Source organism: Rhizobium sp. BK181 (assembly GCF_014193305.1).
Taxonomy (GTDB): Bacteria; Pseudomonadota; Alphaproteobacteria; order Rhizobiales; family Rhizobiaceae; genus Rhizobium.
Map to the genome: position 1 here is coordinate 1,467,608 of NZ_JACHZA010000001.1, position 11,379 is coordinate 1,478,986.

Sequence of the window (11,379 nt, forward strand, 5' to 3'; positions counted from 1 at the left end):
CCGTCACTTCGTTCTTGCGGAGAGAATGCGCCGCGCCTTTTCAAGGTCGGCAGGAGTATCAACACCGAGCGGAACCGTGTCAACGAGCTCAACGTCGATGCGCATGCCGGCTTCCAGCGCGCGCAGCTGCTCCAGCGACTCGCGCTTTTCCAGGACCGATGGCCCAAGCGTCACGAAACGCTCCAAGGCGGACCGGCGATAAGCATAGAGGCCGATGTGATGATAGAGCGGCCCTTCGCCATAAGGCGCCGTGGCCCGCGTGAAATAAAGCGCTTTCAGTCGGCTTGCGGACAGTGGCGCGCCGACCACCTTGACAACATGGGGCGCCGTCTTGTCTGCCTCGTTGTCGATCGCGATCGTCAGCGTCGCGATATCGACGTTGGGGTCCTCCAGCGGGCGCAACGCGGCGCGGACGGTTTCCGGCTCGATCGTCGGCAGGTCGCCCTGCACATTGACAATGACCTTGGCGCGGGCCTCCGGGTCAACCTTCCCCAGCGCTTCGTAAATGCGGTCCGAACCGGATTGATGATCCTTGCTGGTCATGACGACTTCGAAGCCCGCCTCGGCAACGACGTCATAGACCTGCTGGTCATCGACAGCGACGACGACACGGCCAATCTCGGCTTCCTTCGCCCGCAATGCCACTTGGACAATCATCGGCAGTCCGCAAATATCGGCAAGCGGCTTGCCCGGAAGACGGGTGGATGCCATGCGCGCCGGGATCAGCACAAGCACGTCATCTAAATTTGGACTGGTCATTGTTCGGGCCTTCTAATCCGGGCGGAAAGGTGTCAAAAAGTCTCACGCAGCAGCCCATTTAGACTGTTGCAACGGATAGCCAAAAGACATAGGTTCCGCGCGATTTCAAGATGGTCCGGTTTTATGTCTGCCGGCTGCAAGGGGAGCATTGCAGATGAATTCATACGTGAATACGGCTGTGGGGGCGCTGCTCGGGACGGTTTTCGTTCTGATGTCCGTCTCCATCGCGTCGGAGGGGATCTTTCATTCGGAAGCGCCGGAGAAGGAAGGTTTCGCGATCGTCGCTGATGAGGCACCCGCCTCCGGTGGCGGCGAGGCCGCACCGGCTGCAGCCGTTCCGATCGCACAGCTGCTTGCAAAGGCGGACGCCAAGGCTGGCGAAGCCGTGTTCAAGAAGTGTCAGGCCTGTCATGACGCGACCAAGGGGGGGCCGAACAAAGTCGGTCCGAACCTCTATGGTCTCGTCGATCGTCCGATCGGCACGCACGAGGCGTTTGCCTACTCGTCGGCGATGAAGGATTTCTCCAAGGGTGGCAGCGAGAAGTGGACCTTCGACCATCTGAACCATTTCCTGGCAGCGCCGAAGAAGTACGTTGCCGGTACGGCGATGGGCTTTGCCGGTCTCCCGAAGGATACGGATCGCGCCAACGTCATTCTTTACCTGCACACGCTGGCCGATTCGCCGGTTGCGCTTCCCGATCCGAACGCGCCGGATAGCGCGACGCAGTAAGACGCTGCTCGATTCCATAAGAAAATCTAAGCCCGGCCTGACGCCGGGCTTTTTCTTTTTTGCATTAGCCGCCGAGCAGAAAGGCCCAGAACGAAACGGAGATGGCCCCAAGCGCCGTCGTCAGCGTGATCGTCGACGCTGCGAGGCTGTGGCCGACACCGAAGCGATTGGCGATCAGCCAGGCGTTGACGCCTGTTGGAACGGACGAAATCAGCACAAGGGCAGCCGTCCAATCGCTGGCAAGCCCGACCAGATGGCTCGCCGCCCAGACGCAGGCGGGCAACAGCAGGAGCTTGAAGACGGAGGTGACGCTGGCGATGCCGGCGTTGCCCGAAATTCCGTACTTCTCGAGCGCCATGCCGAGTGAGATCAGCGCAACCGGCCCGGCCACACCGGCAATCTGATCGACGATGGCGCCCACCGGCCCGGGCATGGTGAGCCCTAAAAGATGCATGGCAGCGCCGCCGGCCAAGCCGATCACCAGCGGGTTCTTAACGAGATTTTGGGCGATCTGGCGCACGACCTTGGCGATGCTGCGCTCCTTCTTGCCGGCGATCTTGTGCTCGGCGCGCTCCATCATGATGGTCCCGATTATCATCATCACAGGCAGATGGACCGCGATCAGAATGGAGAGTGGCACGAGCCCCTTGTCACCGACCGTGCGCTGGACGAGCGGCAAGCCGATGAAGATGGTGTTGGCAAAGGCTGACGACACGCCGGCAAGCACGCCGATGCGGTCATCGCGACCGAAGAAGCGCGTCGCGGCGATATGCGCCGCGATCCAAGTCACAGCAACGCCGGAAAAGTAGGCGATCCAGAGACGGAATGGCGAAGCACCATGAAAATCGGCCTTGGCGATCGTCCGGAACAACAGTAGCGGAACGGCGATCTTGAAGACGAACTCGCTCAGCGCATCACCGATCTCCGCCTTCATCAGCCGTAGCTTCACCGTCAGCCAGCCAATCAGGATCATGATGAAGATGGGAAGGACGTCGAAGATGATGGCTGACATTGAGTACGGCTGCCTTGCGAGGGATAAGCATGCCTAGCAGCAAAATGACCGCGATGACAAACGCGCGGAGCACAAAAGCAAAAAAAGCGGGCTCTGCCCGCTTTTCCGCATCCGGTCCTGCCGGATAGCCGGTGTGCCATGCTGCCAGTCCATCCGTGGTCAGCGTCGCTCCGGTAACGTCGAAGGGCATCATTCCCTTCTCGAATGGCTGCAGCCTTTCGGATGCTCATGCCAATCTCGTTAAGGCGATTTATAGAGGCGGCAAATGACAGAGGGATGACGTCAGGGTGGCATTTTTGCGAAGCATCGAGGCAAACCGCGACGACAGATTGTACTGTGTCAACGCCCCGGCGCGAGGGTCTAGACCGCCGATCGGCGTTCGTACTGCCAGCGCCATTGCTCCATCCGGTCAAAACGGGACTTGTGCCCTCCGGTAAAATCGTGCGATGTCCCATTTTGGCTGGGGAGACCAACATGGGGGTAAATTTTGCCAACAGGTAAAGTCAAGTGGTTCAACCAGGACAAGGGCTTTGGGTTCATCACGCCGGATGACGGAGGCACCGATATCTTTTTGCATGTCACGGCCGCTCAACGGGGCGGAATCGACAATGTGAAGGAAGGCATGGGCGTCGCGTTCGAAGTCGCACAGGACCGTCGAACCGGCAGAACGTCTGCCGACAACGTCCGACAGGTTTGAAATGATCGGTGCGGCTGAAAGGCCGCACCGACTTGATGCTCGGAGACAAAATGAAGCGTAGCTTTGCTGTCTGCCTCTTCATGCTTCTCGCCACCGGACCGTCTCTCGCCGACGACGCCACCGCCAAGCTCGCGTTCTTCTACGACAGTTGCGTTTCCTCAGGTCCCGACTTCGAGCGTACGTCCGAGCGCGCGAAAGTCGATGCATGGCCTTCGATGGCACAGGACCTGGCGCTCACCTTCACGCCGATGGAAAACCCGGAAGCGCTCCAGGGATGGATTGTCAGCGGCGGCGAGAGCGAGAGCTTTCGTGCGCTGGTGGTCTCCCGGGCGGACGTTGGCGGCAAGATTGTCGAAGGCTGCACGGTGGCATTGGGCGACGTCGACGCAACTGTCTTCGAGAGCGCCTTGGTCGAGAAGGCAAACGCCGTTTCGGCAGGCGAGGAACAAGGGCAGGACCGCATCTACAAGCGATATACAGCCACCATCAACGGACGCAGCGAAGCAATCACCCTGACGCTTCCGCTCTATGCAAAAGGCTCCGATCAAATCATCGCCAGTACGGTCGCAGAGCAGCAGATCGAACACTGAGATCGACTTACCCGCGACGGTGATCCTCCACTTCACTATGAGATTCTAATACAGGAAGCCTCGCGGCCGAATGGAAAGCATACGGCCACTTCCCCCATCTTAGTGATGAAGCGCCGTGAGCAGACGGCTACCCGAGTGACTTCAACATAACTGGCTCTTGCTCGACCGCTCTTTGTATCGCCGCTGGGCAACGCATGGTGGTCGACTTCGGACCACTCGTTCAGCTGGCCACCTCATCCATTATCAGGAATCCGCATGCGTCCCCAAAAGAAGCCATTCGTCGTGGAGATCAAGAGAACACGCCGTCGTTCTTCAAGAGTGCCATCAAAAAGCAATGTTCCTTTGGAGAAGGCCAGTTCCGAACACGAAAGGCATCTCCGTAGCGGGTCTGCTGCGAGCGCCGCACCGAACGACGAAAGGCAATAGGATGGTGAGCAGACACCTCCCTCACGAATATTTCTTCCTCAATGGTTCGCAATCCGACGGACCGGTTATCGGCCACATCGACGGCCGCCCCATTCCTGCACGCATCATCGACACGCGAGGCAGCCGCTATCGCTTCGTGGGCCTCGCCCGCCGCGACCCGCGTGGTCGGCTCGATGTATCCGCGCTGCGGAGGAATGAGTGGCTGGTCGCACCCGACCTGATCTATGCGGCCGTTGTTTGAACCGCGACCTGTGGGGCTTCACGGCGACCGGCTCGTGGTGTTTGATCCCCAACGGCGAACTTTTACGAAGGCATCGATAGGTTCTCACGGCATTTCCGCTTCCCATGCGGCTAAAATTCGCTAAGACCGATCACCGGCTATCACCAAACACCGGGACCTTACCCTTTCATGACCAAATTCGATGTTCTGACTGTCGGCAATGCCATCGTCGATATCATCGCGCGTTGCGACGACCAGTTCCTCATTGACAACAAGATCACCAAGGCAGCGATGAACCTGATCGATGCCGAGCGCGCCGAGCTTCTCTATGCGCGCATGGGACCAGCGGTGGAAGCCTCCGGCGGCAGCGCCGGCAACACGGCGGCGGGAGTCGCAAGCTTTGGCGGCAAGGCCGCCTATTTCGGCAAGGTCGCAGAAGACCAACTTGGCGAGATCTTCGCCCACGACATTCGCGCGCAGGGCGTTCACTACCAGACGCAGCCGAAGGGTACGTTCCCGCCGACCGCACGCTCGATGATCTTTGTGACTGACGACGGCGAGCGTTCGATGAACACCTACCTTGGCGCCTGCGTCGAACTTGGGCCTGAGGACGTCGAAGCCGAAGTGGTTGCCCAGTCCAAGGTGACCTACTTCGAGGGTTACCTCTGGGATCCGCCGCGCGCCAAGGAGGCGATCCGCGAATGCGCCCGCATCGCCCACGAGAACGGCCGCGAGATGTCGATGACGCTTTCCGACAGCTTCTGCGTCGACCGCTACCGTGGCGAATTCCTCGACCTGATGCGCTCCGGCACCGTCGACATCGTCTTCGCCAATCGCCAGGAAGCCCTCGCGCTCTATGAGACCGAGGACTTTGAAGAAGCACTGAACAGCATCGCCAAGGACTGCAAGATCGCGGCCGTGACGATGAGCGAGGACGGCGCCGTCATCCTCAAGGGCGACGAACGCTTCTATGTCGATGCGATCAAGATCAGGGAACTGGTCGATACGACGGGCGCTGGCGATCTCTTCGCATCCGGCTTCCTCTACGGCTACACGCAGGGCCGGACGCTGGAAGATTGCGGCAAGCTCGGCTGCCTCGCCGCCGGCATCGTGATCCAGCAGATCGGTCCGCGGCCGATGAAGTCGCTGGCCGAAGCGGGCAGGCAAGCGAGCCTCATTTAAAGGCTTCGCCGGGATAAGCACCCCAGATCTCCGACTGCGCCACCCAGCCTTCGGCGCCGTCGATCTTGGCAAAGCACCAGTCGCCATTGCATTCGCCGATGTTCATCATGACGCCGGGTTCGAGCTTGGCGACGACGGTTGCCGACGACAGGGCGTCGCGGCGCATGTTGACATAGACAGACTTGCCCTTGCCCTTCATCCATGGAGCGGCAATCGCCGCCCGTGAGCCCGACAGCAACGATTGGTTGACCCAGCCTTCGGTGCCGTCGGCATCGCGGATCTGGCGCCAGTTGTCGTATTCCTGAATGATCTCGACCGGCAGGCCGGCCTTCAGGTACATCCAGGAAGCTGCATAATCCGTCCCGGGGCCGATTCGCAAATTGACGCGCTTGGACTTGAGCGTAACGAAGCGCGGCAGCGGCAGGCCGCTCGGTCCCTTTGCCGCCTGTGCGGAGGCCATTTCAGCCGTTCCCGCCGAAAGCACGAAACCGATCGCAAGGGCGAGGCAAGATTTCAGGACTTTGCTATGCATGGGATTTCCGTTTGCTCAGAGGAGGGCAGGACTGCTGCCTGATTCCGGGAATTCGACATTCCTGCGCACGCTCAGCGAGTTTTGTTTGTCTTCGCGTGCGGGTCTGGTAGAAATTGCCCGGAACGGGAAAATTATCCCGCGTCTTGGTTAAGGACCTCTTTACAAGTTAGCGCCGGCGCACATGACGACGAAGAAAAAACCGAAGGTCTACATCACGCGGAAGCTGCCCGATGCGGTCGAAACGCGCATGCGCGAACTCTTCGACGCGGAACTCAATATCGACGATGCGCCGCGCTCCAAAGCCGAGCTGATCGCCGCAGTCCAGAGCGCCGACGTGCTGGTTCCAACCGTGACTGACCGAATCGACGCCACGGTGATCGAGGAAGCCGGACCGCAGTTGAAGTTGATCGCCAGCTTCTCGAACGGCACGGACCACATCGACGTCGAGGCGGCGGCCCGCAAGGGCATCACCGTGACCAACACGCCGAACGTGTTGACTGAAGACACGGCAGACATGACGATGGCGCTCATTCTCGCGGTGCCGCGCCGGCTTGGCGAAGGTGCGCGCGTGCTGACCGATCAGCCGGGCGAATGGGCCGGATGGTCGCCGACCTGGATGCTTGGGCGACGTATTCACGGCAAGCGCATCGGAATCGTCGGGATGGGGCGAATTGGCACCGCCGTTGCCCGCCGCGCCAAGGCTTTCGGCCTTTCGATTCACTATCACAACCGCAAGCGCGTGAACCCCGCGACCGAAGACGAGCTGGAGGCGACGTACTGGGAGAGCCTCGACCAGATGCTTGCCCGCGTCGACATCGTTTCGATCAACTGCCCCTCGACTCCGGCAACGTTTCACCTGCTGTCGGCCCGCCGCCTGGCTTTGCTGCAACCGACCGCCTACCTGGTCAACACCGCCCGCGGCGACGTGATCGACGAGGCGGCGCTGATCAAGAGTTTGCGGGAAGGAAAGCTTGCCGGTGCGGGTCTCGACGTTTTCGAGAACGAACCTGCGGTCAATCCGAAGCTCGTCAAGTTGGCCAACGAAGGCAAGGTCGTGCTTCTGCCGCACATGAGTTCGGCAACGATCGAAGGCCGCATCGACATGGGCGACAAGGTCATCATCAATATACGGACCTTCATCGATGGTCACCGCCCGCCAAACCGGGTGCTGCCGGGCCGCTAAGCCGAGATCGCCTTGCGCATCTCGATCGACGTCGTTCTTGTGAAGCCGGGATGGGCATTTTCAGCGGTCTTCTCGAATCCCCAGCGCGCGAAAACGTCATGATTCTCGACGAGTTCGATTCGTGTTTCGAGCCGGAGCGACGACAGTGCGCGGTCTCGTGCCGTCTGCTCCGCGATCGCCAAAAGCCTACGACCAATGCCTCGACCTTGCGAAACCGGGGCAATCGCCAGTTTACCGATGTAAAGACAGCCCTCTTCCGGTCGCAAGAAGACGCAGCCAGACAAGGTTTCGCCTTCCATCGCCACATAGGCGATTTCAACGCTGGCCTTGTCGGCAAGCGTCGCCCGCGTGAGGGTCGAGGCGGAGGACGGTGGATCGATGCGATCGTTCATATAGGCGAACGACGACAGGATCAGCGCCAGCAGCTCGTCCCAACGCTGAAAATCCTCATCGATGCGGACGATGTTCATGATGCCTGGCTCTGCCTTGAGCGGCGGCGCTTGTAGCGGATCGTGTCGAAGCGGGCGGCAAGCGCATCGTAGAGCAATAGCCGGCCGATCAACGGCTCACCGGTGCCGGTTACGAGCTTGATCGCTTCCATCGCCATCAACGTGCCGATCACTCCGGTCAACGCGCCGATAATTCCGGTCTCGGCGCAGGCCGGGATCAGTCCCGCGGGCGGCTTCTCGGGGAAGAGATCGCGATAGGTCGGATTCGGCGTCCCGTCTTCGGCCACCGCATAAGGCTTCAGAACCGTGACGGAGCCATCGAAGCGACCAACAGCGCCGGTCACCAACGGGATTTGCGCCGCCTCGGCAGCGTCAGCTGCCGTATAGCGCGTATCGAAATTATCGGAGCCATCGATCAGGAGATCAAAGCCGGATAGATGGCGGCGCGCAGAATCCGGCGAAAAGCGTTCCTCAAAACGGATCACGTTGACGTGCGGGTTCAAGCGGGCAATCGCGAAGGCGGCGCTGTCTGTCTTCAGCTCGCCCACCGTTCCCGAATCATGGATCACCTGCCGCTGCAGGTTGGAAAGCGAAACCCGATCGTCATCGGCAATGCCGAGCGTGCCGACGCCGGCGGCTGCGAGATATTGCAGGACCGGCGCCCCGAGCCCGCCCGCACCGATAACGAGCACGCGGGCGGCCTTCAGTTTCTGCTGGCCTGCACCGCCGATCTCGGGAAGCAGGATATGACGCTGATATCGCGCGATTTCTTCCGGGCTTAAGGGCTCCATGGGCGCGATGCTAGCACGGCCTTCGGTTGAGGGGGAAGCGGCACAGGTCATTCGAAAACCTTTCCGTCAGCAACGGTGAAAAATTGCGCGCGCGCGCCAAGGGCCGAGAACATGGCACGGTCGGTTCCCGTCATGAAAGCCTGACCGCCGAGGGCGTCAATGAGGTCGAAGAGGGCGGCCCGCCTGCCTTCATCGAGATGGGCGGCGATTTCATCAAGCAGCAGGACCGGCGCGTGGCCGGTGAGATTGGCGACCAGCCGGGCATGGGCGAGGATCAGCCCGACTAGCAGGGCCTTCTGCTCGCCGGTGGAACACCGCGATGCTTCCATCTGCTTCTGCTGGTGGCGGACAAGCAGATCGGCGCGATGGGGGCCGTCGAGCGTGCGACCAGCCGCGGCGTCGCGGTAGCGGCTCTCCGCGAGCATGGCGGCATACTCATCCTCAAGATCGACGGCGGGGCGCGAGAACTGGCCATCCATGAAGCCGGCAAGCTCCAGCGCCGCGGCGGGAAAGGGCGAGGTTTCGTGCGTTTCGTCGATGAGGCGTGCAAGAAGGCCCAGCATTTCTTGCCGTGCCATCGCCATCGCAATGCCGAGGCTCGCCATCTGCTGCTCGAGGCCGGAGAGCCAGGCGGGATCGAAGCGGCGTTCATCGAGCAGCTTGTTGCGGCTGCGCATGGCGCGCTCGAAATCGCTGGCACGGCGGCCGTGGGCCGGATCGAGCGACAGGACGAGCCGATCAAGGAAACGACGGCGTTCGGACGAGCCACCAGTGAACAGCCCGTCCATCGAGGGAGTCAGCCATAGAAGGCGGAGGTGATCGGTTAGTTCGTCGGCTGATTTTGCCGGCGTGCCGTTAATCCGCAGCCGACGGGAGGCGCTGTCGTCGGTGGTATCGACGCCGGTGCCGATCTCCACCTCACCGTCCATGCCAGCGAGCTCCGCGAAGATCGAGAAGCCGGCGGTCGCGCCAACACGGGTGATGTCGCCATAAGTGGCGCGGCGCAGGCCGCGACCCGGCGACAGAAGCGAGACGGCTTCCATCAGGTTGGTCTTGCCGGCGCCGTTGTCTCCAGTCAGCACCACATGCCGACCGTCGAACGACAGCGAGACAGACGCGTAATTGCGAAAGTCGGTCAACTTCAGACGGGACAGGGAGACCTTGTGCGGCATTCGATATCCGGATTCGTGGTGTCCGAGAGCTAAGCGCAACGAGAGCGGATGGCAAGGGTTCGACGCCGCTGCAGATGCAACGCGACGGAAGAGTGCACGTTGGCGTCATCGTCAGAGGGTCGTATGATAACGTCGAGGCCGGGGGGACTTCGATGAGACAGTTGACGAAAACGCGGATAGTGGGCGGCGGTGTGGCGATCCTGTTGGTTGCGTATCTGGTCGTCGCCTATTTCTTCATGCCTGAAATATGGATTCATCGCGACGCCAGCCGCGTCGCGGAATTTGGCCCAATGGTGACTACCACCAAACAGGACATTCCCGGCGATCCCATCAATGTCGGGCTTGTCGGCGCAAAGGAGGACGTGCTCCGGGCATTCGCGTCGGCTGGATGGGATCCGGCTGACAAGATCACGCTACGAACATCGGCCGAAATTGGATTGAGTGTCGTGCTCGATCGGCCCGACCTCGACGCTCCGGTCAGCCCGTTGCTGTTCGAGGGACGCCAACAGGATTTGGCGTTTGAAAAGGCCGTGGGCAAGAGCGCCGACGAGCGCCACCACGTCCGTTTCTGGGAAACCAAGAAGAGCGGTGAAGATGGGCGCCCGGTGTGGCTCGGCTCGGCGAGCTTTGATCGCGGCGTTGGTTTCAGCCACGACACCGGCCAGATCACCCATCACATCGCTCCTGATGTCGATGCCGAGCGGAATCTTGTTATTGGAGATCTTCAGACGGCCGGGCAAGTGTCGTCGACCTACGAGATTGCCGGGATCGGTGCCACCAAGGCCGGTCGCAACGGCGGCGGCGATCCCTATTTCACCGATGGAAAGGCACTGATCGGCGTGCTGCGTGGAGTCACGCCATAGCCGGCTTCCACGCTGCGTCAAATCAGCGGAAGATGCGGGCCGAATCATGAGGGGCGCACCGTTGAAGATTGCCGCAGCACAGACCCTGGTTTCTCCCGACATTGCGGCGAACGGCAGCACAATCCGGAGCATGATAGCAGCCGCGGCCGCCGGCGGCGTGCGTGTCATCAACTTCTGTGAGGGCTCACTTTCGGGCTACTCGAAGTTCCAGATCATGCATCCCGACGACTGGAGGAGCTTCGATTGGAGCAGGCAGGAGGCGGAGCTGAGGGCGATCGCCGATCTCTGCGGCAACCTTCGCATCTGTGCGGTTGTCGGCGGAGCGCATCGGCTGGCGGAAGGCCGCCCGCCGCACAACAGCCTCTACGTCTTCTCCGAAGAAGGAGCGCTTCTCACCCGCTACGACAAGAGGTACCTGTTGTGAGTTCATGCTGAACCGCGACTTTTGTGGCTCATCAAGCTAGCCGGCATGTCTGATCTGCGCGAGCAGTTTCTTGCGGAAGACTTCGGCCGGGGTTCGATAGCCAAGGCATTTGCGGGGTGTTGCGTTGAGCCGGTTACAGATCTCGATCAGATCGGCATCTGTGACCGATAATGGATCGACCTCTCTCGAAAGCCATTTCCGGACGCGGCCATTGGTATTCTCGACGGTGCCTTTCTGCCACGGCGATTGCGGGTCGCAGAACCAGGTTTGGGTGCCGATGCTCGCCTGAAGATACGGCCAATCCGTAAACTCCGTGCCACGGTCGAAGGTGATCGAGCGACGGGCTAGA

At 60.9% G+C, this 11,379-nt stretch carries 16 protein-coding genes; 8 read left to right on the forward strand and 8 right to left on the reverse strand.

From position 1 onward, the window contains the following. Positions 1–3: 3 nt before the first annotated feature. Entirely contained in the window at positions 4–759 is a 756-nt protein-coding gene (locus FHT77_RS07390) for a 3-deoxy-manno-octulosonate cytidylyltransferase (RefSeq protein ID WP_183753794.1), read from the reverse strand. Between the two features lie 154 nt (positions 760–913). Here FHT77_RS07390 and FHT77_RS07395 point away from each other — a divergent pair, with 154 nt between their 5' ends. Beyond that, complete coding sequence (locus tag FHT77_RS07395; protein WP_016552200.1) at positions 914–1,489, forward strand: c-type cytochrome; 576 nt, start codon at positions 914–916, stop codon at positions 1,487–1,489. A gap of 64 nt (positions 1,490–1,553) precedes the next feature. On the opposite strand, the gene FHT77_RS07400 is transcribed toward FHT77_RS07395, so the two are convergent. Both FHT77_RS07400 and FHT77_RS07405 read right to left on the reverse strand, forming a co-directional pair. Next, entirely contained in the window at positions 1,554–2,501 is a 948-nt protein-coding gene (locus tag FHT77_RS07400; RefSeq protein ID WP_183753796.1) for an AEC family transporter, read from the reverse strand. Further along, a complete protein-coding gene (locus FHT77_RS07405) occupies positions 2,404–2,694 on the reverse strand; it encodes a hypothetical protein (protein WP_183753798.1) in 291 nt (96 codons plus the stop codon). The genes FHT77_RS07400 and FHT77_RS07405 overlap by 98 nt, the downstream gene beginning before the upstream one ends. 294 nt (positions 2,695–2,988) lie before the next feature. Between FHT77_RS07405 and FHT77_RS07410 the strand changes: the two genes are divergently transcribed. From FHT77_RS07410 to FHT77_RS07425, 4 genes are all read left to right on the forward strand, one after another. Beyond that, positions 2,989–3,198, forward strand: coding sequence for a cold-shock protein (locus FHT77_RS07410; protein WP_016552198.1), 210 nt, complete (start codon positions 2,989–2,991; stop codon positions 3,196–3,198). 50 nt (positions 3,199–3,248) lie between these two features. Then, positions 3,249–3,788, forward strand: a complete 540-nt coding sequence (locus tag FHT77_RS07415) for a hypothetical protein (RefSeq protein ID WP_183753800.1) — start codon at positions 3,249–3,251, stop codon at positions 3,786–3,788. Positions 3,789–4,215: 427 nt separating this feature from the next. After that, positions 4,216–4,455, forward strand: a complete 240-nt coding sequence (locus tag FHT77_RS07420) for a hypothetical protein (RefSeq protein WP_183753802.1) — start codon at positions 4,216–4,218, stop codon at positions 4,453–4,455. Between the two features lie 168 nt (positions 4,456–4,623). Beyond that, positions 4,624–5,616: an adenosine kinase gene (locus FHT77_RS07425; RefSeq protein WP_183753804.1), complete on the forward strand. Its 993-nt coding sequence runs from the start codon at positions 4,624–4,626 to the stop codon at positions 5,614–5,616. On the opposite strand, the gene FHT77_RS07430 is transcribed toward FHT77_RS07425, so the two are convergent. Beyond that, a complete protein-coding gene (locus FHT77_RS07430; protein WP_016552194.1) occupies positions 5,609–6,148 on the reverse strand; it encodes an SH3 domain-containing protein in 540 nt (179 codons plus the stop codon). The genes FHT77_RS07425 and FHT77_RS07430 overlap by 8 nt on opposite strands. A gap of 181 nt (positions 6,149–6,329) precedes the next feature. On the opposite strand from FHT77_RS07430, the gene FHT77_RS07435 reads away from it, so the two are divergent. Then, the gene (locus FHT77_RS07435) at positions 6,330–7,331 is read left to right on the forward strand and encodes a 2-hydroxyacid dehydrogenase (protein WP_114710473.1); all 1,002 of its coding nucleotides are present in this window, start codon (positions 6,330–6,332) and stop codon (positions 7,329–7,331) included. Here FHT77_RS07435 and FHT77_RS07440 read toward each other — a convergent pair. The 3 genes from FHT77_RS07440 to recF are packed head-to-tail and all read right to left on the reverse strand — an operon-like array spanning position 7,328 to position 9,743. Then, on the reverse strand, positions 7,328–7,801 hold the full coding sequence (locus tag FHT77_RS07440; protein ID WP_183753806.1) for a GNAT family N-acetyltransferase: 474 nt from the start codon (positions 7,799–7,801) through the stop codon (positions 7,328–7,330). The genes FHT77_RS07435 and FHT77_RS07440 overlap by 4 nt on opposite strands. Beyond that, positions 7,798–8,622, reverse strand: coding sequence for a molybdopterin-synthase adenylyltransferase MoeB (locus FHT77_RS07445; RefSeq protein WP_183753808.1), 825 nt, complete (start codon positions 8,620–8,622; stop codon positions 7,798–7,800). The genes FHT77_RS07440 and FHT77_RS07445 overlap by 4 nt, the downstream gene beginning before the upstream one ends. Continuing rightward, on the reverse strand, positions 8,619–9,743 hold the full coding sequence (recF, locus tag FHT77_RS07450) for a DNA replication/repair protein RecF (RefSeq protein WP_183753810.1): 1,125 nt from the start codon (positions 9,741–9,743) through the stop codon (positions 8,619–8,621). The genes FHT77_RS07445 and recF overlap by 4 nt, the downstream gene beginning before the upstream one ends. Positions 9,744–9,895: 152 nt before the next feature. On the opposite strand from recF, the gene FHT77_RS07455 reads away from it, so the two are divergent. Together FHT77_RS07455 and FHT77_RS07460 are read left to right on the forward strand one after the other, a co-directional pair. Beyond that, complete coding sequence (locus tag FHT77_RS07455) at positions 9,896–10,606, forward strand: LssY C-terminal domain-containing protein (protein WP_183753812.1); 711 nt, start codon at positions 9,896–9,898, stop codon at positions 10,604–10,606. Between the two features lie 46 nt (positions 10,607–10,652). Then, positions 10,653–11,030 carry a nitrilase-related carbon-nitrogen hydrolase gene (locus tag FHT77_RS07460; protein ID WP_246719675.1) on the forward strand — a complete coding sequence of 126 codons (378 nt, stop codon included), beginning with the start codon at positions 10,653–10,655 and terminating at the stop codon, positions 11,028–11,030. A 36-nt stretch (positions 11,031–11,066) separates the two neighbouring features. On the opposite strand, the gene FHT77_RS07465 is transcribed toward FHT77_RS07460, so the two are convergent. Then, on the reverse strand, positions 11,067–11,379 hold a 313-nt coding region (locus FHT77_RS07465), incomplete at its 5' end, for an IS30 family transposase (protein ID WP_183753814.1).

What these genes read in the sequence shown, in the direction of transcription:
- FHT77_RS07390 (WP_183753794.1), bottom strand. Translation starts at nt 759, where the DNA reads ATGACCAGTCCAAATTTAGATGACGTGCTTGTGCTGATCCCGGCGCGC.
- FHT77_RS07430 (WP_016552194.1), bottom strand. Translation starts at nt 6,148, where the DNA reads ATGCATAGCAAAGTCCTGAAATCTTGCCTCGCCCTTGCGATCGGTTTC.
- FHT77_RS07425 (WP_183753804.1), top strand. Translation starts at nt 4,624, where the DNA reads ATGACCAAATTCGATGTTCTGACTGTCGGCAATGCCATCGTCGATATC.
- FHT77_RS07400 (WP_183753796.1), bottom strand. Translation starts at nt 2,501, where the DNA reads ATGTCAGCCATCATCTTCGACGTCCTTCCCATCTTCATCATGATCCTG.
- recF (WP_183753810.1), bottom strand. Translation starts at nt 9,743, where the DNA reads ATGCCGCACAAGGTCTCCCTGTCCCGTCTGAAGTTGACCGACTTTCGC.
- FHT77_RS07395 (WP_016552200.1), top strand. Translation starts at nt 914, where the DNA reads ATGAATTCATACGTGAATACGGCTGTGGGGGCGCTGCTCGGGACGGTT.
- FHT77_RS07415 (WP_183753800.1), top strand. Translation starts at nt 3,249, where the DNA reads ATGAAGCGTAGCTTTGCTGTCTGCCTCTTCATGCTTCTCGCCACCGGA.
- FHT77_RS07445 (WP_183753808.1), bottom strand. Translation starts at nt 8,622, where the DNA reads ATGACCTGTGCCGCTTCCCCCTCAACCGAAGGCCGTGCTAGCATCGCG.
- FHT77_RS07435 (WP_114710473.1), top strand. Translation starts at nt 6,330, where the DNA reads ATGACGACGAAGAAAAAACCGAAGGTCTACATCACGCGGAAGCTGCCC.
- FHT77_RS07440 (WP_183753806.1), bottom strand. Translation starts at nt 7,801, where the DNA reads ATGAACATCGTCCGCATCGATGAGGATTTTCAGCGTTGGGACGAGCTG.
- FHT77_RS07460 (WP_246719675.1), top strand. Translation starts at nt 10,653, where the DNA reads ATGAGGGGCGCACCGTTGAAGATTGCCGCAGCACAGACCCTGGTTTCT.
- FHT77_RS07420 (WP_183753802.1), top strand. Translation starts at nt 4,216, where the DNA reads ATGGTGAGCAGACACCTCCCTCACGAATATTTCTTCCTCAATGGTTCG.
- FHT77_RS07455 (WP_183753812.1), top strand. Translation starts at nt 9,896, where the DNA reads ATGAGACAGTTGACGAAAACGCGGATAGTGGGCGGCGGTGTGGCGATC.
- FHT77_RS07405 (WP_183753798.1), bottom strand. Translation starts at nt 2,694, where the DNA reads ATGATGCCCTTCGACGTTACCGGAGCGACGCTGACCACGGATGGACTG.